The sequence below is a fragment of the Thermostichus sp. OS-CIW-31 genome, from assembly GCF_054060305.1.
Genome location: NZ_JBSSDA010000005.1, coordinates 1 through 19,683 on the forward strand (window position 1 = coordinate 1; position 19,683 = coordinate 19,683).

Consider the following 19,683-nt stretch of genomic DNA (forward strand, 5'->3'; position numbering starts at 1 on the left):
TCAGGACTTGGGTCATGGTTCTATCATAACTTCCGCATTCCTCCCGACACTGACCCTACGGGTACAGTGCGGGGCTCCTGCGATTTCTAGCTGAGGCTTTTCCTAAGACAAGAGCCTCTACCCCAGGTTTTTGCTCTTTCAGAGAAGGGCAACCAGCAAAAGAATCACCCCAATTCCAACAATCAGTACAGCTCCCCCCAGCCACACCCAGGAGATGCGGGACCTGCTGCCTATGTCGGTTTTCCCGACAGGATTCTCCGGCGCAGGTTCAGGCTTTGAGTTGACCGAATCCGGGGCAACAACTGTCAGATCCTGCAACAAGAAGTCGCCTTTTTTTTCCAACAGAACCGTGGTTTCTTCTGAGGCCAGCAGCGGGTTCAACAAGGGGGCCGTTTGCTCCCACTCGTATTCAGAATGTCCCGACTCACGCCCGTACACCGTGACCTGCTCCAAGCCGGGCAAGCCCAACACTCTGAGCTCCGCCTGCACCCGTTCCATGAGATGGGGGTAGTCCACTCGGGCCGAGGAGGATCGATTCAGAAGAACGTGTAGATGACCTTGGCGGCGTTTGACCGCAATTCTGACCGGGGCAGCCAACCGAGCCTGCAACGCTTGGGCAATCTCAGCTTCGGTCATGGGGCAACATCCAAGGCATGCGAGTTAATTCTAATACAATCCTAGAGCAACCGTGCAGAGGGCTACGGGGCCTCGGGGTAGAATGGGATGCGCGTTGGCGAAGAAAAGCAGAGCGTTCATCTTTTTCTCTCGCCGGATCCCTAGCTGGAAGTTCTATGCAAGAGAAAACCATTGTCCGCGATTACTTCAACTCCGTTGGCTTCGAGCGCTGGCGGCGCATCTATGGCGAAGAAGAAGTCAATTTCGTCCAAAAAGACATCCGCCTTGGCCATGCTCGCACAGTAGAGACGGTGTTGCAGTGGTTGGGGGATCCCTCGGGTTTACGCATTTGTGATGCCGGATGCGGGGTGGGCAGCCTCAGCTTGCCCTTGGCCACCAGAGGGGCGCAGGTGTTCGCCAGCGACATCTCGGAACAAATGGTGAACGAAGCACGCCGCCGCCAGCAAATGGAGTTGGGATCCACAGACAACCCACACTTTTGGGTCTCGGATCTGGAGGAATTGACGGGGGAATACGATGTCGTCATCTGCCTCGATGTGATGATCCACTACCCTGAAGCCGAGGCCCTGCGCATGCTAAAGCACCTGACCCGCCTGGCTCGGTCCCGCCTGATCTTCAGTTTTGCCCCCAAAACCCCCTGGCTGACGCTGCTGAAGAAAGTGGGAGAGTTCTTCCCCGGCCCCAGCAAAACCACCCGCGCCTATCAACACCGAGAGGCGATCTTGGTGAGCCAATTAACCGAATGGGGCTGGAAAGTGCAGCAGCGACAAACCATTCGCAGCCGCTTCTACTTTGCTTGGCTGCTCGATCTGGTTCGGTGACACTCGATCTGGTTCGTTAAACGGGAATGAAACATTTTCGTCTAGCTCCCCTCTCCCTCTGGCAGCGAGGCTGGGAGTAGGGGCAGCAGCGTGGAATGCTTGGGGAGTGTCTCAATCTAGTTTAAAAATGACTATAACGATCAGCTGAGGTTATCCAGTTGCTCCAGCAAATCGGGATCCGCCAACTTTTGTAGGGCAAGCCGCGCGTCATCCCGCACCCCCCAATCGGGATCGCGACTGGCGCTGGTCAGCAATTGCCTTGTTAGCATCGTGTAAACAATGGGATCCTCGAGAGCCAGTTTCACCTGTTGCCCCAGGATCCCTAAGCTCCAGGCACAGTTGCCGCGTACCGCTGCGATTGGATCTTGAGCCAAGCCCCGGCAGAGAGCTGCGACCACCTCATCCAACGCCGGGCCAGGCAACGCCTGCGCCTGGGCCAGTTGTCCGAGGGCACTGGCAGCCCACAATCGCACTGCCGCGATATCCCCGGCCAACACTTCCAGCAACACCGGGTACGCCCGCGGATCCTTGGCATTGCCCAACGCCCACACCAAGCCTTTGCGCACATAGCCGTTCCAATCCCAGCGCAAGCCCTCGATCAGCACCTCCACCTCAGCGGGATCCGGATTCCGACCTAGGGCATAGGCTGCTCCCACCCGCACCAACGGGCAGGGATCCCGGACTAGGGCCAGCAGGGGTTTAACGGCGCGGGGTTCTTCGATCTCACAGAAGGCGCGGGCCGCCTGCATCCGCAAATAGGGATCCGGATCCTGCAACTGCTGCAGCATCAGCTCCACATCCACCTCCGGCGGTGAGTGAGGTGGCAGCTCGTCTAGGGGCTCAAGGGGAGAAAAAGCGTCTTCTTGCATGAAAGGGTGCCCAGGTGTTGGCGGAGGGGACGAGGGCAAAACTTGCCCTTCCCCAAGGCAAAAGCCAGAGCCACAACAACCAAACCAGCAGCAGAGTTGCTGCCCATCATAAACTGCCGGGATCCTCCATCTGATCTGCTCTTTCCGGTTGGGATCCCGGCACCCTAAGCAAGTCCGCTCCTTCCAACACCCGCGCCGAGCGGATCACATCTCCCACCTGGATGCGCTCCACCCACTCCATCCCCTCGGTGACGTAGCCGAACACGGCATAGCGCCCGTCCAAAATCGGCAGAGCAGAGAGGGTGATGTAAAACTGGGAAGAGGCTGAGTCAAGTGGGCTGGAACGGGCCATGGCCACCGCCCCCAAACGATGGGGCAAGAGCAACTTACTCAGAGCAGCGGGATCCTGGATCAAGGTGTTGTAGCGGGGGTAGGGTTCCCCACGCAGCTGAATTTCCAGGGGGATGGTGCGCAGGCGGTTGCTCCCCGGCTCTGTTGCACCCCCTGTGCCGTCACCACGGGGATCCCCACCCTGCACCACAAAAGGCTGCGGATCCTTTTCCACCCGATGGAAGGTGAGGCCATTGTAAAAGCCCCGCTGAACCAAATCCACGAACTGGCCGCCGGTCAGGGGTGCCGCTTCCCCGTGGATCGCCAAGATCACCTTGCCTACCCCCTCAGCAGTTTGCACCTCCATCTCCACCACTGCCTTCCCTTGCAGTTGCGGGCGGCTAGCATAGGCCGCCGGGATCCCAGAGGGGGATTCTGAGAGGGGGGGTGTACTGCGACAAGCCAACAGCCCGAGACAGAGGTATCCCAGAACTAAGCCCACTCCCACTCTGCAGCGGCTCATTCGCCCCAGCTTGGCGAATTTCATCTGCCCCTTCTCCTTCAATCCAATCTCCCACCCTCCAGGCGCTGCTCAACCCAGCAGGGATCCCTATCCAGGTGATTCAGATCCGCTGCGACAGTCCCAACTGCAAGGTGACGCTTTGAGCGCCATTGCTCACCCTCACACCGTAGGGGCTGATGGAGGTAACCCGCCACTCTGCTTTTACCGCATGGCCAACAGCCACCTGACGTACTACGTTGTCGATCAAGATCAGAGCCTTGGGGGCACCTGGATCGTGGATCAATCCCACCAGCTTCATTTGCGGCAGAGGCTGGGGTGGGATCCGCGCTGGCACCGGAGGCGCAGGTACCCTGGGGGGAGAGGGAAGACCAGCCCCTCTTGAAGCAAGAGGAGCGGCAACAGTCGGCGGTTTTGCCGGTTCGACCAAGACAGCCTTTGCAGAATCCTCAGGTGGAGCTTTGGGGTTTTCATCCACATCAGCAGCAGTGGGAAGCAAGGGCTCCTGGTGAGCATCGGAATGGGAAGAATTGGGTGCCTCAGCCAAGGGATCCCGAGTGGCCTGCGAAAAAACCACCGCCCGCGGGCGCAGGGTCATCCAAAAAGCCAACCCTGCCACCAAGGTAGCGGCCAAAGCCATACCCAGCAGTAATCCTCCGGCAGCAGAGAAGCGCCGGGAAGGCAGTGGGGGCCGTGTGCCGAGGTAAGGATATTCGCCGGCTTCTGACAGCCCCTCTTCCAAGCTGTTCTCCAAATCCTCGAACAGCTCATCCAACAGAGAATCTGCCTGCTTGACTTGGCCAGACCATGCCCAAGGGGAACGACGGCCTCTGCCCGCTGAAGCATCTAACCCGGACATACAACCTCCCTAGCCTGAGCGGCGGGGATCCCGAGGAGTTGAGACACTCAGCCAACAGTTGCCGTCTATCGCCCAAAGGCTCTCAAAGGAGCCGCATTTCCGGGTACTCGGTCAACAGCGCCTCTGCCGACAGGGTGTCTCCCTCCAACTGCGGCGTCCACAGCACTTCGATGGCCACAATCCGATCTGCCGGAATCGAAGCCAGCTGCAACAGGCACTGCCGCAGATCCGCCATGGAGTTAACTACAGGTAGTGTACCCAAGTTACCACGATACGCAACCAGTAGAGTTACCAGCAGGTACTCGCCAACATCTGGGATCCCAGCAGCAGATCGCTGCAGCGCCGCTTGGGAGACTTGTTGGATCTGGTTGTTGCGGTTGCTGAGGCTTTCGACGCTGAACTTGCTCCGTTCTTGTAAAGAGGCTTGATAGAACAGGGATTCGGCGCGGGAGAGGGGCAGCTTCTCCGCTTGGGCATGGCCATAGGCCCAGTAGTCGCTGTAGCGCATCAAGCCAAGGGTGACCTCTTGCAACAGTTGGCTCAGCCCTTCTGGCGACTGAGTATCCGCCTCCAGAGCCAGGGCGTTCATGTCTTTTTGCAGTTGCCGGGCGCTGGCCAGCAGTCCCACTTTTACCTGCGCAACAGTTACCTGGGGATCGCGAACCCCAATGCTATCGTCCCCTTCTTCGGATCTGATCCCCGAGCGCAGCGTCTGCACCAAAAAGCTACCTGCCCCAACCAAGAGCAGCAGCGTCAGCAGGCCGCCACCCCCCCCTCCCCAGAAAAAGGGCACCAGCAGCGGAAAACCAAAGCCGCCTCCATAGCTGGGGTAGACAGGAGCTGAGTAGTGCGGGCCAATCGAGCGGGGGGCAGAGAACGTCGGAGACCGGAAAGATCCGCCGCCAATGCGACCGCCACTGCGTGCCCAAACAGCGCCTATGGGAGCCAGGGCCAAGGTCAAGGCCAGGGCAATGGCCAGCAGAGGCCGGCAGACGCGACCGATTCGTTTCAGCATGATCACAATGTTTTCGTCCATCACGGGGCTAGTCTTTCTTAATTCTACGCTTTCTCGTTGGCGGGAATAGGGGCGGAAACCGATCCCCCACCCGGCCATCTCACTTGTTCAATTCTTCTGTGTTGATTCTTTGTGTACTGAGCCGGCCAATGACCGTCAACCAATCGAGGCAGAGCCATGCTACGGTCTGGAAGGTTGCCAGGAGGAGGGCAAACAACAGCAATGCAAACTCAGGCTAACGTCCAAGCCGAGGAAAGAGAGCGGGCATCTTCTCCACCCCGTGCCCAGATTCGGCTGTTGGTGGTGGATATCGATGGCACGATTGCCGGGCCTTCCAACCAGGTTTCAGAGCCGGTTCGGGAGGCCATTCAGAAGGCCAAAGCAGCAGGGGTGCGAGTAGCCATCGCTACGGGTCGCATGCATCGTTCTGCCGAGCGGTTCCACTACGCGATTGGGGCCGATATGCCCCTATGCAGCTACCAGGGGGCTTTAATTCGGGATCCCGATAGCCAAAAGACCCTAAAGCACTGGAGCCTGGACTGGCCGCTGGCCGAGGAGTTGTTGCAAGCGTTGCAGGATCAGCCGGTGGGGGTTCACCTCTACATCGATGACCAGCTCTACTTACGGGAGCTGAGCCCTCTCAGTCAGGCCTATGCTGAGCGCTCTCAGGTGCCGTTCCAGATGTTCTCTTCCGCCCAATACGGACGAAGCCCCACCAAGATCCTGGCTGTTTCTGAGGATACCGAGTTCCTGCAGGAATTGCAGGGATCCCTGCGGCGGCGGTATTCCCCTGACCAGCTCTACCTCACCCGTTCAGAGCCGATTTTTCTCGAGGCTACCCATCCGGCGGTGAACAAGGGCAATGCCGTTCGTTTTTTGGCCGAGGAAATGCTGGGGTTGTCGGCGGAGCAGGTGATGGCCATTGGCGATGGCGACAACGACATTGAGATGCTGCGGTATGCGGGGATCGGGGTGGCGATGGGAAATGCCTCGCCAGCTCTCTTGCCCCATGCCGATTGGATTGCCCCTCCTGTGGCAGAAGACGGGGTGGCGGCAGCCATCGAGACCTTCATCCTCAGCTAGGCAGGGATCCCATGCTGGGTCTGGCTTCTTCTCCCTTTCCTGAGGTCACCCTGCGTCCGGCGCAGCAACAGGCGTTGGCCTACCAATCGGGGCCGCTGGGGATCGCCGCCGTTCCGGGGAGCGGCAAGACCTTTATTCTGGAGCTGTTGATCGCCGATTTAATTCTCAATCGGGGGATCCCACCGGAGCGCATCGGGGTGTTCACCTACATGCGTTCGGCGCGGGGCAACTTGATCAGCCGCATCAATCAACGTTTGCAACGGGCGGGGTATCCGGATCGCTTTACCCAGGCCTTTACCCTGCATTCTTTGTCGTTGCGGGTGTTGCGGGAGGCCCCCAGCCGTTGGGAGGAGCTGTCTATTTTGGAGGGATACGAACAGGAGCGGTTGCTCAGCCGCCTGTGCCGCGCTTGGCTCGTCCGCCATACTCAGCTCTGGGAGCCGCTGATCCCCGGCGACAACAACCCGCAAAAGATCGCCCAAAACCGAGCCCAGTTCCGGCGCAGTTTCCAGCAGATGGTGCAGGTGGTCATCAGCAGGGCCAAGAATCTGCGCCTGGGGCCAGAAGTGATCCCCAGCGAGGGCTATCTGGGCTGGGCTGCTCCCATCTACGCCGGTTATCAAGCGGAATTGCGTCGCCTGGGCAAGTTAGACTACGACGACCTGGGCTGGCAAGCAGTGGATTTGATCGAGGGCAGTCCAGAGCTGCGGGAGCAGGTGCAGAACTGGTACGACTACCTGTTCGAGGATGAGGCCCAAGACAGTTCCCCCCTGCAGGAAGAGCTGCTGCGGCTGCTCAGCCAACGCACCGGCAACCTGGTGCGGGTGGGGGATCCCAACCAGAGCATCATGGGCACCTTTACCAGCGCCGAGCCGCGGCTGTTTCGCGCCTTTTGCCAGGCCAGTCCTCAGGTGGTGCTCTTGGATGAATCCAGCCGCAGCGCCCCCCAGATCATCGCTTTGGCCAACCGCCTGGTGGAGTGGGTGAATCAGCAGCACCCCATCCCGGCTTTGCGCACCGCTCTGGCCCCCCAGCCCATTCAACTGGCCACCTCCGGTGGCCAAAACCCCCCGGCCAGCGAGGGTGGTGTGGACTTTCTGCGGGTTGTCGGATCCCCGGAAGAGGAGCTGCAACAGGTGGCGCGGCAGGCCATTGCAGCCGCCCAAGCTTTTCCCGGCCAAACGGTGGCCATTCTGGTCACCACCAACGAGCTGGGGGGCAAAGCCCTCAGCTATCTCCAGGAAATGGGAGCGGAGCGGGTGATCGATCTGTTGCGGGGCAGTCCCAGTCAGCGGCGGGTGTTGTTGCAGCTCAAGGGAATCATCGACTGGTTTGCCCAGCCCACTGCCCCCACTCGCTTGGCTGCTGCTGTGGATTGCTTGGCGGATTGGGCGGGGATCCCACGTGCTGAACTGGGGCCGATGTTGAGCTGGATCCGCGCCTCTCTGCCGGAGCGGCTGCTGTTCCCCAACTTCGGCGAGGCTCCCGCTCTGCCCGATGGCCCGCCTTGGCAGAACTTGGGCAGGCTGCTGCGCACCCTTGCCGGTTGGCTCCGGGCCGGGCGCTCCCCTTGGCCGGAGGTGCTGAATGTGATCGTTCAAAGCCTCTACCGCAAGCCGGAAGAGCTGTTTGTGGGTCGCTATGTAATCGATCAGCTGGAGCAGGTGCTGGGATCCCTGCCCGAAACCGATTGGCAGGAGATCGCCCAAGAATTTCAAGTGATTCTGGATCACCGCCTCAACAACTTGCCTTCGGAGATCTTCGCCTTCGACCCCGAGCCGGGCAGCATCACTGTCACGACTCTGCATCGCGCCAAGGGGCTGGAATGGGATCAGGTCTTCATCCCCCAAGTGTCGGCCTACGAGTTTCCCACCCAGTACGGGGAGCGAACCCTGGGGCTGAAGTTTTTGGATGAAGTGGATATGCAGGCAGAGGCCCTGGCCCAGTTGCGACAGCTCAGCCCCAAAGGCGGCTGGGATCTGCAGGCCGACTCGGCCACCAAGCAAGCCTTTTTGGACTTGGCAGCGGAGCGGCTGCGGCTGCTGTATGTGGGCATCACCCGCAGCAAACGACGGCTCACCCTCTCGGTATCCACCCAATCTCGCTTTGGCACAGAGCAGAGTTCATCTTTGGTGTTTCGGGTGTTAAGTCGCAGTTTTAGGGCCGGTTGACCGGGTGAGTCTCTCGTTCTTCATGGATTGGCAACCTGCTAGCATGGCTAAGCCCGATAGCGCTTGCGCGCCGCCTTGCGGCAATGGGGCAGTCTTTCAGAAGCTATGGATATTCTGCAATGCAACCTCGGCGTATTGCCCGCGAACTGGCCCTGCTGGGGGTCAATCAACTGCCAGCCACGGCGGCCAAACTGAGCGAAAAACAACTGGAGGACTTGCTGCTGGCAGCCATCCGCGCCCTGAGTGAAGAGACCCATGAAACCCTCTCCACAGCGGCGGCGGAAATCCAGCGCAGCGACCGTTTGTTGCACGAGAGCGATCCTCTATTGTTGGCCGATTCGGATCCCAAGGAAGAGGGTGGATCCCGCTCCGTCACCCTCCGCCTTCAGCAGGCCCAACGACACCTGCAGCGCCTGGAAATCACTCTGAAGGAGGCGGACGTTCCTGACCCCAATGCCTTACGGGGGGAATTGCTGGAGCTAATCCAGCAGGTGCAAGTGGCCCTCGGCAACGCCGGCCAAGCCTTAGAACACCTGGAACAGCGGCTGCACAGCGTCCGCCACATCTTGGATGAGGTTGTCCAGTTGTCCCAAAGAGCAGTCAACCGGGTGGGCGTTGCCCTGTCCATGCCGGAACTGTTGTACATTGCCCAATCCCAAGAAGTGCGCGCCTACGCTTTGCAACTGTTAACTGCCCTGCGAACCCACAAGGAGGCGATTGATGCTCGTTTGCAAAAGGCTTTGGTGGGTTGGCAATTGCAGCGGGTTGGTCGGATCGAACGAGATATCCTGCGCCTAGCGGTGGTGGAGATGGAAATACTGGCCAGCAGCCCCGTGAAGGTTGCCATCAACGAAGCTGTAGAATTGGCCAAAAAATACGGGGATCCTGAGGCCGCCGCTTTCGTCAACGGAGTGCTGCGACGGGTAGTGGACAGCCAGATGGAGACCCACCGGGGTCGGGATCCCTCCCTCCCTGGTTCTGGTTCCGGGGGCTGAGCAGATCACTGGGGATCTTCCTTGCCAGGATAAAAGTCGGGATCCATCACCTGCTCAAATGTGTAGGGACACTGGGCAGGCAGATCTGCTTCAGACAATGGCGTTTCTCTCACCACCAACAGGATCCCGTCCTGGTGAGCCTCTTGCAGGGCTGCCGAAAGATCGGGCTTGAGGCTGGGACTGTCTTTGAGCAATCGCTGGATCTGGCGGCGTTGTTCAGTAATCGTTGCCCGCCAACTTTTGCCTCGCAGGTGGGGTTGCAATTGCCACTTCAGCAAATGCCCTACCAGGATCCCCAGCCGGTGCAGCAATTCCCGGCGTTCTTGCCTGCCCAAAGCCTCGATTTCCTCCACCAAGTTGGCGATATCCAGTTGATCCCACTGCCCCGATTTCAGCAGTGCGGCTTGCTTTTGCGTCCAGGCATAGAAGTCGTACTCGTAAAGTTGCATGCTTCATTGCCTAACTGGGCACTGGCCAAGGAGATCTTACTGACCCCGAACTACCCCTTTTTACCTTGAGCTCATTGATTTCCCGGACTAGGCCAAGTCCGGGAATGCTTGCGGAAAGCGGGTTTTGCCGGTTGACTGGGAGAAGCGGGCGATGAGACTCGAACTCACGACATCCAGCTTGGGAAGCTAGCGTTCTACCACTGAACTACGCCCGCGTAAATCAATCTCAAGTTTAGCAAGCTGAAACCCTTGCTGAATCTAACCTATCACGTTCCCGACCCCTTGAGTAGGTGGGGAGTCGGGGGGCATATTTTGCCCGCAATTTGACCAGCAGGGAATGACGTCGAGAGACAAAGCTATCGTGCATGCTGGGGCAGGGCGAGAGTGGGTTAATCATCTTTCACATGGGATCCCTGGTACAACTGAGGCAGTATGCAGTATTCTGTCTGCGGCCTATGTCCAGCATCCTCCTGCTCTCCGGTAGTCCCAGCACTCCTTCTCGCTCAGAAGCCGTTTTACATCACGCTGCCGGGATCCTGTCCGATCTGGGATTGACCACTCAGTTTGTTTCGGTGCGGGATTTGCCCCCAGAGGATCTGGCACTGGCCAAGTTCGATAGCCCTCAACTCAAGGCAATTCAGCAAAAGGTGGCCCAAGCTACCGGGATCGTCATCTCTGCTCCCGTTTACAAAGCCTCCTATCCAGGTGTGTTGAAGGCACTGCTGGATTTGCTGGATCAAGACGCCTTTACCGGTAAAGTGATTCTCCCCATTGCCACCGGGGGAACCCTGGCCCATCTGCTGTCCATCGACTTTGCGATGAAACCTGTGCTGGCGGTGATGGGGGCAACCCACATCCTGAGAGGGGTTTATATCCTGAGTTCTCAAATTCAGTTGGACGCTGCCGGAACACTACAGCTAGAGGCCGACATCGAGGAACGTCTGCGAGCAGGGCTGCAGGCACTTGCGCAGGCGGTGAAATAGAAGAAATCAGAATTTTGCGGAGACTGGCCGAATACGGGATTGGTGCCCTAGGCCCGGAACCGGTTGCGGCAATCTATTCCGAAAAGTGCATAGGTGATTGCCCAGTCAGGCCCGAGAAGCCGCGGAAGAGCCGACGGCAAGGGATCCCTTTTGCGGGTATGGCCGGATTAAATTTCTATAAATCCCCCAAAAAACCTGCAAAACCGTAAGTTATGATACAGACATAGGATAAATCGTTCATCTCTGCAGTTGGCTCACCAGTGGCCTGGAGCTGTGCAGAGACGGAAGTAGGGGTCTTCCCGAAGGAACGCGCCTCAACTGAATCGCGCCACTCTCTCCGTGGCTTACGGTTCAACAACAACAAACTCAACCCTTCGTTGATGGAGGCGACTTATGAAACTCTCTTTCCGTGGCAACACCTTTGACTACGTTCCCGCGCATACTCAGCTCAGTGATGAGGAGTTGCAAGCTCAGTATCGCGGTCAAACCTTCTGTGTGCACCACACCAGCAAGAAAGCGATGCCTCACCCTCATCAGCCCCTGACCTACCGGGGCGTAAGCTACTGAGGTGAATACTGTTTGCCCTTGTAGGTGAGGTGGGGATCCTCTGGAGATCTCCATAGAGATTCGGAAAAGACCGAGCGGCCCCGTTTGGGGTCGTTTTTTGAGGCAAAGCAACACCCCCAGAAGGAGCAGCACCCGTTCCACCTGAGAAGCAAGTAGATGGGTCTGGGCCTGCCGAGTTGAGTTTGAACGAGCTGAGTTTGAAATGGGAGCGATGCCGAGACAGGGTGCGCTAAGATGAGGTTCCAAGCGATAATGGCTTTGGCAACTTGCCCTACGGGGATCCGCTGCGATGGAAGCGTTTTTCGAGTTTCTCTGGTCGGCCTCAGCCATCTTGCTGGTGATCTTGGTGCTGCTGCACAGCCCCAAGGGAGATGGGTTGGCGGGCATTGGCGGGCAGGCCCAGTTGTTCTCCAGCTCCAAGAGTGCTGAGCAAAACCTCAACCGCATCACCTGGACGGTAGCGACCCTTTTCCTCTCCATCAGCGTGGTGTTGGGAGCGGGCTGGCTCTCGGCAGCCACAGGGCCATAGGGATCCCTTTCCGTGTTGGCGATTTACCTGCATGGATTCGGCTCTGGGCCGCAGTCGGCCAAGGCAACTTTCTTTCGGCAGCGGCTGCAGCAGGTGGGGATCCCTGTTCAGGTGCCTGATCTGAACCAGGACAATTTTGCCCAGCTCACCCTGACCCGCCAGATCCAGCAGGTTTCCAGCCAGCTTGCCGAGATGAACTACCCGCCTGTCACTCTCATCGGCTCTAGCTTGGGGGGCCTGGTGGCTGCTTGGGTTGCCGAACGACAACCTTGCGTGCAGCGCTTGGTGCTTTTGGCGCCGGCTTTTGGCTTTTTAGGCCATTGGCTGCCGCGGCTGGGGGCAGAGGCGGTGGAGACTTGGCAGCGAACCGGACAGCTCATGGTGTTTCACTACGGAGAAGGCCGCCCTCTCCCTTTGGAGTACGGCTTTGTTGCCGATGCCCAACGCTACCCGGATGGGGCGTTGCGACGGCCTGTGCCCACCTTGATTGTGCACGGGATCCAAGACGACACCATCCCCATTCAAGCCAGTCGAGACTATGTGGCCCGTCGCCCCTGGGCCCAACTGGTGGCGGTGGAGAGTGACCACGCCCTGACGGATGTGTTGGATCCCATCTGGCAGATCACCAGCCGCTTCTGCGGGTGGGGGATGGAGACGGGGCAGTAGGGTTGTTAAGAGGATCCCTGTCCCGTGCTTGCCCATTCGCGAAAGCGTCGCGTAGCGATAATGTCTATGCAATCCAAAGTGCTGTGCCTACAACAGGGGAAGGCTGACGTGACTGCCGGCTTGCTCTTCGATATGGACGGGGTGATTGTGGATTCGGAACCGATCCATGCCCGCGCCGGGGCCATTGCCCTGCAACGCTGCCACCTATCCCTGGATTTGGCCCCCATCTCCCTGCAGTTCAAGGGGCGCACCGACCGCGACATGTTCGAGTACCTTGTCCAACACCAGACGGACACCCCACCTGCAGAACGGCCCCTGCTGGTGCAGCGCTTGATCGAGGAAAAGGCCAAGGCTTTTGGCGAGCTGCTGGCAGAGGTACCCCTGGTGCCGGGGGTGCTGGAGTTTTTGGCTGCCAGCCGCCAGCGCTTTTCTGCCCTGGCCGTCACCACTTCGGCCATCCGCCGGGATCAAGCGCAGATTTTCCAGCGCTTCGACCTGCACCGCTGGTTTGACGCGGTGATTACTGCCGAAGACATTCAGCGGGCCAAGCCCGACCCAGAGCCTTACCTGAAAACGGCTGCCGCTGTGGGGTTGGATCCGGCGTTGTGTTGGGTGATTGAAGATTCTACCCATGGGATCCGCGCCGCTAAGGGGGCTGGCTGTTTTGCGGTGGGCCTCACCACGGCTTTCACCGCCGAGGAACTGCGCCACGCCGGGGCAGATGTGGTGGTGGACAGCTTTGCGGAGTTGGCCACACTCCTGTTCGCGAGAGCGTCGCGTAGCGATAACCTGCCTGTGTAGGGAGCCCAGCCCATTCGCGAGAGCGTCGCGTAGCGATATGCCAGCACCCACTTTTTTGCGGCAGGCCCTGGATCGCTATCCGTTTGCTTCGCGGCGACGGGTGGTGATGGGCAGACAGGGATCCGTGGCCACCAGCCAACCTTTGGCGGCAATGGCGGGCATGGAGATGTTCTGGGCGGGCGGCAATGCTGTGGATGCAGCCGTGGCAATGGCGGTGGCTTTGACGGTGGTGGAGCCAACCTCCAATGGCATTGGCGGCGATGCCTTTGCTCTGGTGTGGGAGGGGGGGGAGGAGGGTCAGCTGTACGGGTTGAATGCTTCCGGTCGCAGCCCAGCCGCCCTGACGCCGGAGCGGTACCGGGACCATGGGCGGATCCCCCCCTACGATTGGTTAGCGGTGACGGTGCCGGGGGCAGTTTCCGCTTGGCAGACCTTGCACCGGCGCTGGGGAAAGCTGCCGTTCGAGCGTCTGTTTGTGCCTGCCCTTCGTCTGGCGCAAGAGGGATTTCCGGTCTCTCCCCGGGTGGCCCAACTGTGGCAGGCGGCGGAGTCCATCTATTTGCCCCTGCCAGATCCCCGCCACGAGGCCTTCAAGGCCGTTTTCTTTCCCCAAGGGCGTGCCCCACGGGCTGGGGAGCGCTGGAGCAGCCCCCTGCATGCCCAAACCCTAGAAGAGATTGCCCGTAGCGGTGGGGAGAGTTTTTACCGGGGGGAGCTGGCGGAGAAGTTGCTGGCTTTCTCGGAGGCTACGGGCGGCTTCCTGTCCCCCGCCGACTTGGCCCAGCACCGGGCCGATTGGGTGGAACCCATCCATACAGATTACCGCGGCTACACCGTCTGGGAGATCCCCCCCAACGGGCAGGGCATTGCCGCTTTGATGGCGCTCAACCTTTTGGAGGGTTTTGAGCTGGGTCGGATCTCCTACGATGCCGGCGAGCGCTATCACCTGCAGATTGAGGCAATGAAGCTGGCCTTTGCCGATGTGAGCCGACAGGTGGCAGATCCGGAGTATGTGCGGGTCAGTCCTGCCCAGATGCTGGATAAGGCTTATGCGCAGCGGCGGCGGCAGTTGATCGGGAGGGAGGCGATCCCCCTGGCCCAGCCAGGGCTGCCGGAGGGGGGAACGGTTTACCTGGCTGCAGCTGATGGTGAGTTGATGGTGTCTTTGATTCAGTCGAATTTCGATGGCTTCGGCAGTGGTCTGCTGGTTCCGGGCACGGGCATTGCTCTCCACAACCGCGGCACGGGTTTCACCCTGGAGCCCGGCCATCCCAACCAGGTGGGCCCCCGCAAGCGCCCCTACCACACGATCATCCCCGCTTTTCTATCCAGAGAAGGGATCCCCCTCGGCCCTTTTGGTGTCATGGGGGGGGCAATGCAGCCCCAAGGCCATGTGCAGGTGGTGGTGAATTTGGTGGATTACGGCCTAAACCCCCAGGCGGCTCTGGATGCGCCCCGCTGGCGAGTGCTGTGGGATCAGGGGATCCCGCAAGTGGCCCTGGAGAGCACAGTGCCGCCCCAGGTGGTGCGCGAACTCTCCGCCCGCGGCCATGCAGTGCAGGTGGTGGACGCAGAAGAGGATTGTGGTCTTTTTGGCCGGGGACAGATCCTCTTGCGGGATGGGGATCACTTCATTGCGGCTTCCGAACCCCGTGCCGATGGCCTAGCCCTGGCGTGGTAGAAGGCTCAACTCATCACCATGCCACCATCGATGGCAAAAACCTGTCCCGTGATGTAGGCCGCCGCCGGATCTGCCGCCAAAAAACGCACCAGCCCCGCCACTTCTGCCGGGGATCCCAGTCGCCCCAGGGGGATCTGCGCCAAAATCGGGCCAGGATCCAGTTTTTCGGTCATTTGGGTGGTGATGAACCCCGGTGCTACGGCGTTGACGGTGATGTTGCGGCTGGCCAGCTCCCGGGCTGCCGTCTTGGTGAGGCCCACCACCCCTGCTTTGGCGGCGCTGTAGCTGGCCTGGCCGGTATTGCCCACCAAGCCCACCACCGAGGTGATGTTGATGATGCGCCCCTGGCGCTGCTTCACCATGATCTTGGCGGCTGCCTTCAGGCAGAGAAAGACCCCCGTCAGGTTGAGATCCAGCACCGCCTGCCAATCTTCTGGCTTCATGCGCAGCAGCAGGGTGTCGCGGGCCATGCCGGCATTGTTCACCAGCACATCCACCCGACCCCACCGCTCCATCACCTGGGCAAACAGGCTCTCCACCGCCTCTGGGCAAGACACATCGGCGGCCACAGGGATCCCTTCTCCCCCCAGGGCCGCGATCTCCTCCACCAGGGACTCGGCTTCGGCAGCGGAGCGGGCGTAGTTGATCGCCACTTTTGCTCCAATGGCCCCCAGGTGCAGGGCAATCGCCCGGCCAATGCCCCGGCTGGCTCCGGTGACCACAGCCACCCGGTCTTGGAGGGAAGGCAAAGGGAGAAGCTCAGACATAAGCGGCAGGTTCCTCGTGATTCGGACAGCGTGATTAGGACAGCCGCAACAGTATAGGATGCTTTGGGGCCGTCTGGCTGCCACGGACTTCCCGGCAACCGCCTGCGCCATGTCCGTCCTAACCGCCGTTCGCGCTACTTGGATGGAGTCCTTCGGCATAGGCAGGAGGGATCCCACGGCTCTGTGCAGTCACCCTGCCCGCAAGATGTGTTGACGGACGGATTCCCAGACCAACGGGCGAGCAGAGCCGGACTATGATCAAAGGCTAGGCCGCAGCAGAGCATGCCTCTAACCCCCAAAACCCTGAACTTTGCTGAATTTACTGAGCTTTAGGCGGTTTGGCAAAAGTCATTGAGAGGGATATAGTAGACCAAGTTTCCCCCTGATCCTTGAGTCCACCGCAACGGTTGCCGGGAAGTGAAGGGGGAAAGCGCTCGGGGGGTATTCCTCAGGGCTTTGCGGGATACCGCCTTCCTGCTCAGAGATAGGCAGGATGCGATCGCTTCTTTCCTGAACCATGTTCAGGAGAGTTCAGCGTGAATGTATCAGGAACTGTCCATGCAAGTGGAGTTTCGCGAGTGCGATCCGGGAAATCTGTGGATCTGGTTTGAGTTTGCCGAGCCGCCGGTCGAAGCTGAGCTGGAGTACCTCAACGAGGTGCTGGAGTCGTGGTACGTGTTGGGCAAACTGGGGGGATTTAACGCCGAGCGTCTGGTGGCCCAAGAGGCCGAGGTGGATCTGAGCTATCTGGAGTATCCCAACGAATCGGAACCCTTGCCTTCCCTAATGCACAACATGGGATCCCTGGAAGAGAAGGACAACTGGGCCCGCTGCTGGTTTGATCTGGGCACCGCCGATGCGATGGCGCTGGATGTGTTGATCAACGCCCTGCGCACCCTCAGCCTGGAATACATCGGCCTCAGCCGCGTGATTATCGGCGGGCAAAATGAGGATTGGCCAACGGCGGATCCGGAGGAGATGGATGACATGGATGACTACGATCTAAACGGCTATGTGCGGGATCACAGGGAGGAGGAAGGAGGGCTGGAATAGCGGGATCCCTGCCTACTCCAAGTAGCCCAGCTCTTGCATCTGCCGCACCAAGTCGGCATCGCTTTCCACATTCACCTTGCGAGGAGCCGTGCTAGGCCGCCGGGACTCTGCCCAGCTCACCCAGGCTCTCAGCCCATGCTGTAGGCGAGCCAGCCAAGCCTGGGGGGAAAGTGATCCCCAGCCGGCTTCCCCCGCCGACCCGTCGTGACAGCGTTGCGGATCAGCATCAGGGAGAGAGGACACGGGATCCCCGTTGCCGACCCAAAGCAGATCCCGCAGCTCCGCCGGATCCTGCTCCAGGTTGTAGAGGCTGGGGCGATCCCCCGTTTGGATGAGCTTGGTCATCCCCTCATAGAGGGCACGGCGGATGTCGTAACAGGCACGCGCCCGCAGCAGGCTGTCGTTACGGCTTTCCATAGCCCGAATGAGGAGGTGGGGCGGGAAGGCTTCGCTGAGCACTGTTCCCTGCTCGGGATCTTCCCCTGCCAAGGTGCGGGCCAAGCTGAGGCGGGCGACCTCGCGGCGGAGCTTGAGGCTGACACAGGGGGCACCGTTGGGGGAAAGGTTGGGGCTAAAGCCGGCAGCTTCCAGGAGGGTATGGAAGAGGCGGCGGGTGGAAACGGGGGTGGCAATGCGTTTTCCTGCCGGGAAGTGGCCGGGATAGCGCAGGATGAGGGGCACGCGGATCAGCTCTTCGTAGACCACAAAGGCGTGGCCGACGAAGTCGTGTTCTCCCAGGCCTTCGCCGTGATCGGCGACGATGGCCACCAGCGTGTTCTGCTCCAGGCCGGTGTGGCGCAGGGTGTCGAAGACGGATCCCAGTAGGTGATCTTGGTAGGCCACCTCAGCATCGTAGATATCCCGCAGCACCTGCGCTTGCAGTGGAGAAAGGGGCTGCGGCAGGGGCGCCATCCAGCGGTAGGGCTGGGCGTTGTATTGGCGCAAAAAGTCGCGGGCCTCGCGGTTGCTTTTGAAATAGGGGGCGTATTTCTGCACAAAGGGCTCCGGCGGCCAGTAGGGCAGATGGGGCTCCATCAGGTTGACAAAGCAAAAGAAGGGCCGTGCTCCGGGATCCGACCGGCGGCGGGCCATCTGCTGCAGGTAGCGGTTGAGGTCGGCAATCGAGGCGGCGGTGTTGCCTTTGAAGTTGAGCAGGCGGGTCCAGAGGGAGGCAAACCAGGGGTGCAGCGCCAGCTGGAAGAGGGTGTCGGAGCGGGCAAAGGCGTTTTGCACCGGATAGGAGAGCCGCCGCCAAAATTGGGTGTAGGCGGCCAGCCAGCGGTTCAAGGGGGCGGGCAAGGGGGTGCCTTCGGGGGGGCGGGTGGGCAGAGCGCCACCGTAGTTGTAAAAGGTTTCAAAGCCGCGCCGCAAGCCGTTTTTCAGGATCCCCACCAGAGGGTTGTTGCAAAAGCCCACAGTGGTATAGCCGCTCAGCTGCAACAGCTCTGCCAGGGTGGGCAAGGCGGGGCTCAGCTCCAGATCTGCTTGGACGGTCTGGTGGGTGCTGGGGTATTCCCCCGTAAACAGGGAAGCGTGGGAGGGGATGGTCCATTGGGCGGGGGCAATGGCCCGCTCGAAGAGGGTGGATTCGGCAGCCAGCCGATCCAGGTTGGGGCTGGTGGGCAGTTGGCGGGCACGCTCCGCTTCCGACCAGTAGCAGGAGAGACGATCTGCCCGCTGGGTATCCAGCACGATCAGCAGGATGTTGGGGCGTTCTGCAGCAGCGCCAGCCCTGGCGGGGAAACATCCTGTTTGCGTCAGCGAGACGGAGTCCTTAAAACTCACCACAACCCACCTGATACGTTTCTTAAAGTATCCCTATCCTGCCATGCTCTCGGCCAGCTTTCTGCTTCCCCCACCGCCTCCTCAGGGCAAAGTGAGCTGGGTTTGGCTGTTGCCTTGGATCCGAGCAGTGTTGGCCTGCCAATCCAGGATCCCTTGGTTGCCTCTGACAGTCAAAGCCTGGCCGGGCTGGCGGTAGCGCACGTTGCCTCGGGCTTGCAACTGGGTGGAGCCGATGCGCCATCGAATCTCTTGGGCTTCCAGCTCTTGCCCTGTCTGCTCGGCTTTGGCCTTCACATTGTCCAGCAAGCGCAGCTCGGCAAAGGGCAGGGGAGCCCGCAACTGCTCGCCCCTGAGGCGCAAAGCTTGTAAGGGAGCGTAAACCTCTACAGACCCTACTGCCTGCACTTCCCCGACGCCAAATTGCCACAGAAAACGGCTGGCAGCCAGCTCCAGATCCGGATCCCGGTACTCTGCCCGCACCGGCTGAGTGGGATCCAGGTTCTCCAACTGCATCTGGGCTTGGCCAAAATCAACGAGCAGCCGCTCCCCCTGCAGGGATCCCTGGCCCTCCAACAGCTCCACTTTCACCTGGCCCTCAGCTTGGAGGAGGCGCTGTTCCGGCAGCCATTCCACCCGCTGGGCCTGCAGACGCAGGTTGTCTCGCTCCGATTCCACCTCGACTTGACCCCTCAATTCCAGACGTCGTTCGCCGGGGTAGGCAGAGCCTTGCTCGGCGCGGGTGCGGATGGCGCGGTTGTCTTCGTCGAAGAATTCCCCCTCAACGGCCTGCAAATGGGCGGATCCCAACTGCACAGGAGTGGCGCTGCCTTCGGAGGGGGGCTCGTATTCGGCCAGGCGAGCCTGTAAGCGCCAAAGAATGCCGCCGTCGGGCCTGGCTTGGGTGAGGGTGATGTCTTCGTAGATCAACTGGGGGGTGGGAATGGGATCCGCAGGTGTGGGATCCCTGTCTGGGGATGGCTCCAGCGCTCCGCAGGCAAGGCTCAACAGGGCCAAAGCTGCCAGGGAGCTGAGGATGGACAAAGACCTGGACTGCATGGATCTTCCTTGGGGGCTTTCTCCCCTACCCTAGCTTTCTTAGGACT

At 60.2% G+C, this 19,683-nt stretch carries 20 protein-coding genes, 1 tRNA gene and 1 riboswitch; of the genes, 11 read left to right on the forward strand and 10 right to left on the reverse strand.

The features are described from left to right. Nucleotides 1–138: 138 nt before the first annotated feature. Entirely contained in the window at nt 139–636 is a 498-nt protein-coding gene (locus tag ACVWY9_RS04265; RefSeq protein WP_011433689.1) for a hypothetical protein, read from the reverse strand. A gap of 155 nt (nt 637–791) precedes the next feature. Between ACVWY9_RS04265 and bchM the strand changes: the two genes are divergently transcribed. Further along, nucleotides 792–1,457: a magnesium protoporphyrin IX methyltransferase gene (gene bchM, locus ACVWY9_RS04270; protein WP_414419521.1), complete on the forward strand. Its 666-nt coding sequence runs from the start codon at nt 792–794 to the stop codon at nt 1,455–1,457. A gap of 140 nt (nt 1,458–1,597) precedes the next feature. Here the strand turns inward: bchM and ACVWY9_RS04275 are convergent, their stop codons facing one another. The 4 genes from ACVWY9_RS04275 to ACVWY9_RS04290 form a co-directional block, all read right to left on the reverse strand. Next, complete coding sequence (locus ACVWY9_RS04275; protein WP_414343657.1) at nt 1,598–2,326, reverse strand: HEAT repeat domain-containing protein; 729 nt, start codon at nt 2,324–2,326, stop codon at nt 1,598–1,600. A gap of 106 nt (nt 2,327–2,432) precedes the next feature. After that, complete coding sequence (locus tag ACVWY9_RS04280) at nt 2,433–3,203, reverse strand: peptidylprolyl isomerase (protein WP_011433685.1); 771 nt, start codon at nt 3,201–3,203, stop codon at nt 2,433–2,435. Nucleotides 3,204–3,279: 76 nt separating this feature from the next. Further along, complete coding sequence (locus tag ACVWY9_RS04285) at nt 3,280–4,035, reverse strand: hypothetical protein (protein WP_414330350.1); 756 nt, start codon at nt 4,033–4,035, stop codon at nt 3,280–3,282. Nucleotides 4,036–4,117: 82 nt separating this feature from the next. After that, entirely contained in the window at nt 4,118–5,071 is a 954-nt protein-coding gene (locus ACVWY9_RS04290) for a DUF1517 domain-containing protein (RefSeq protein ID WP_238376757.1), read from the reverse strand. A gap of 201 nt (nt 5,072–5,272) precedes the next feature. Between ACVWY9_RS04290 and ACVWY9_RS04295 the strand changes: the two genes are divergently transcribed. The 3 genes from ACVWY9_RS04295 to nusB all read left to right on the forward strand — a co-directional run bounded on the left by ACVWY9_RS04295 (nt 5,273) and on the right by nusB (nt 9,299). Further along, complete coding sequence (locus ACVWY9_RS04295; protein ID WP_414330353.1) at nt 5,273–6,133, forward strand: Cof-type HAD-IIB family hydrolase; 861 nt, start codon at nt 5,273–5,275, stop codon at nt 6,131–6,133. An 11-nt stretch (nt 6,134–6,144) separates the two neighbouring features. Further along, entirely contained in the window at nt 6,145–8,304 is a 2,160-nt protein-coding gene (locus tag ACVWY9_RS04300) for an ATP-dependent helicase (RefSeq protein ID WP_457387597.1), read from the forward strand. Between the two features lie 119 nt (nt 8,305–8,423). Next, nucleotides 8,424–9,299, forward strand: coding sequence for a transcription antitermination factor NusB (nusB, locus tag ACVWY9_RS04305; RefSeq protein WP_414331399.1), 876 nt, complete (start codon nt 8,424–8,426; stop codon nt 9,297–9,299). Nucleotides 9,300–9,304: 5 nt separating this feature from the next. Here nusB and ACVWY9_RS04310 read toward each other — a convergent pair whose 3' ends face one another. Continuing rightward, nucleotides 9,305–9,748, reverse strand: coding sequence for a DUF29 domain-containing protein (locus ACVWY9_RS04310; protein WP_414331397.1), 444 nt, complete (start codon nt 9,746–9,748; stop codon nt 9,305–9,307). Between the two features lie 143 nt (nt 9,749–9,891). Beyond that, nucleotides 9,892–9,963: transfer RNA gene (locus tag ACVWY9_RS04315), tRNA-Gly, on the reverse strand. A gap of 240 nt (nt 9,964–10,203) precedes the next feature. Between ACVWY9_RS04315 and ssuE the strand changes: the two genes are divergently transcribed. The 6 genes from ssuE to ACVWY9_RS04345 all read left to right on the forward strand — a co-directional run bounded on the left by ssuE (nt 10,204) and on the right by ACVWY9_RS04345 (nt 14,975). Beyond that, the gene (gene ssuE / locus ACVWY9_RS04320) at nt 10,204–10,731 is read left to right on the forward strand and encodes an NADPH-dependent FMN reductase (RefSeq protein ID WP_414331394.1); all 528 of its coding nucleotides are present in this window, start codon (nt 10,204–10,206) and stop codon (nt 10,729–10,731) included. Between the two features lie 232 nt (nt 10,732–10,963). Beyond that, nucleotides 10,964–11,045: riboswitch (Glutamine riboswitch) on the forward strand. Between the two features lie 79 nt (nt 11,046–11,124). Then, nucleotides 11,125–11,298, forward strand: a complete 174-nt coding sequence (locus ACVWY9_RS04325; RefSeq protein ID WP_083757650.1) for a DUF4278 domain-containing protein — start codon at nt 11,125–11,127, stop codon at nt 11,296–11,298. Nucleotides 11,299–11,587: 289 nt separating this feature from the next. After that, on the forward strand, nt 11,588–11,827 hold the full coding sequence (gene secG, locus ACVWY9_RS04330) for a preprotein translocase subunit SecG (RefSeq protein WP_011433676.1): 240 nt from the start codon (nt 11,588–11,590) through the stop codon (nt 11,825–11,827). A 12-nt stretch (nt 11,828–11,839) separates the two neighbouring features. Continuing rightward, the gene (locus ACVWY9_RS04335; protein ID WP_414331391.1) at nt 11,840–12,493 is read left to right on the forward strand and encodes a YqiA/YcfP family alpha/beta fold hydrolase; all 654 of its coding nucleotides are present in this window, start codon (nt 11,840–11,842) and stop codon (nt 12,491–12,493) included. A gap of 108 nt (nt 12,494–12,601) precedes the next feature. Next, nucleotides 12,602–13,294 (forward strand): HAD family hydrolase, encoded by a 693-nt coding sequence (locus tag ACVWY9_RS04340; protein ID WP_041437463.1) that lies wholly within the window; start codon nt 12,602–12,604, stop codon nt 13,292–13,294. Between the two features lie 37 nt (nt 13,295–13,331). Next, nucleotides 13,332–14,975, forward strand: coding sequence for a gamma-glutamyltransferase family protein (locus tag ACVWY9_RS04345; RefSeq protein ID WP_457387598.1), 1,644 nt, complete (start codon nt 13,332–13,334; stop codon nt 14,973–14,975). Between the two features lie 5 nt (nt 14,976–14,980). Here the strand turns inward: ACVWY9_RS04345 and fabG are convergent, their stop codons facing one another. Beyond that, nucleotides 14,981–15,742 carry a 3-oxoacyl-[acyl-carrier-protein] reductase gene (fabG, locus tag ACVWY9_RS04350; protein WP_457387599.1) on the reverse strand — a complete coding sequence of 254 codons (762 nt, stop codon included), beginning with the start codon at nt 15,740–15,742 and terminating at the stop codon, nt 14,981–14,983. Between the two features lie 558 nt (nt 15,743–16,300). Between fabG and ACVWY9_RS04355 the strand changes: the two genes are divergently transcribed. Next, a complete protein-coding gene (locus tag ACVWY9_RS04355; protein ID WP_414331319.1) occupies nt 16,301–16,795 on the forward strand; it encodes a DUF3531 family protein in 495 nt (164 codons plus the stop codon). A gap of 12 nt (nt 16,796–16,807) precedes the next feature. Here ACVWY9_RS04355 and ACVWY9_RS04360 read toward each other — a convergent pair whose 3' ends face one another. Together ACVWY9_RS04360 and lptC are read right to left on the reverse strand one after the other, a co-directional pair. Then, the gene (locus ACVWY9_RS04360; protein WP_457387600.1) at nt 16,808–18,580 is read right to left on the reverse strand and encodes a sulfatase; all 1,773 of its coding nucleotides are present in this window, start codon (nt 18,578–18,580) and stop codon (nt 16,808–16,810) included. A gap of 81 nt (nt 18,581–18,661) precedes the next feature. Beyond that, entirely contained in the window at nt 18,662–19,636 is a 975-nt protein-coding gene (gene lptC, locus ACVWY9_RS04365) for an LPS export ABC transporter periplasmic protein LptC (RefSeq protein ID WP_457387601.1), read from the reverse strand. Between the last annotated feature and the right edge of the window lie 47 nt (nt 19,637–19,683).

Excerpts from the sequence above, each read along its gene's own strand:
- ACVWY9_RS04265 (WP_011433689.1), bottom strand. The coding sequence starts at position 636 with ATGACCGAAGCTGAGATTGCCCAAGCGTTGCAGGCTCGGTTGGCTGCC.
- bchM (WP_414419521.1), top strand. The coding sequence starts at position 792 with ATGCAAGAGAAAACCATTGTCCGCGATTACTTCAACTCCGTTGGCTTC.
- ACVWY9_RS04275 (WP_414343657.1), bottom strand. The coding sequence starts at position 2,326 with ATGCAAGAAGACGCTTTTTCTCCCCTTGAGCCCCTAGACGAGCTGCCA.
- ACVWY9_RS04280 (WP_011433685.1), bottom strand. The coding sequence starts at position 3,203 with ATGAAATTCGCCAAGCTGGGGCGAATGAGCCGCTGCAGAGTGGGAGTG.
- ACVWY9_RS04285 (WP_414330350.1), bottom strand. The coding sequence starts at position 4,035 with ATGTCCGGGTTAGATGCTTCAGCGGGCAGAGGCCGTCGTTCCCCTTGG.
- ACVWY9_RS04290 (WP_238376757.1), bottom strand. The coding sequence starts at position 5,071 with ATGGACGAAAACATTGTGATCATGCTGAAACGAATCGGTCGCGTCTGC.
- ACVWY9_RS04295 (WP_414330353.1), top strand. The coding sequence starts at position 5,273 with ATGCAAACTCAGGCTAACGTCCAAGCCGAGGAAAGAGAGCGGGCATCT.
- ACVWY9_RS04300 (WP_457387597.1), top strand. The coding sequence starts at position 6,145 with ATGCTGGGTCTGGCTTCTTCTCCCTTTCCTGAGGTCACCCTGCGTCCG.
- nusB (WP_414331399.1), top strand. The coding sequence starts at position 8,424 with ATGCAACCTCGGCGTATTGCCCGCGAACTGGCCCTGCTGGGGGTCAAT.
- ACVWY9_RS04310 (WP_414331397.1), bottom strand. The coding sequence starts at position 9,748 with ATGCAACTTTACGAGTACGACTTCTATGCCTGGACGCAAAAGCAAGCC.
- ssuE (WP_414331394.1), top strand. The coding sequence starts at position 10,204 with ATGTCCAGCATCCTCCTGCTCTCCGGTAGTCCCAGCACTCCTTCTCGC.
- ACVWY9_RS04325 (WP_083757650.1), top strand. The coding sequence starts at position 11,125 with ATGAAACTCTCTTTCCGTGGCAACACCTTTGACTACGTTCCCGCGCAT.
- secG (WP_011433676.1), top strand. The coding sequence starts at position 11,588 with ATGGAAGCGTTTTTCGAGTTTCTCTGGTCGGCCTCAGCCATCTTGCTG.
- ACVWY9_RS04345 (WP_457387598.1), top strand. The coding sequence starts at position 13,332 with ATGCCAGCACCCACTTTTTTGCGGCAGGCCCTGGATCGCTATCCGTTT.
- fabG (WP_457387599.1), bottom strand. The coding sequence starts at position 15,742 with ATGTCTGAGCTTCTCCCTTTGCCTTCCCTCCAAGACCGGGTGGCTGTG.
- ACVWY9_RS04355 (WP_414331319.1), top strand. The coding sequence starts at position 16,301 with ATGCAAGTGGAGTTTCGCGAGTGCGATCCGGGAAATCTGTGGATCTGG.
- lptC (WP_457387601.1), bottom strand. The coding sequence starts at position 19,636 with ATGCAGTCCAGGTCTTTGTCCATCCTCAGCTCCCTGGCAGCTTTGGCC.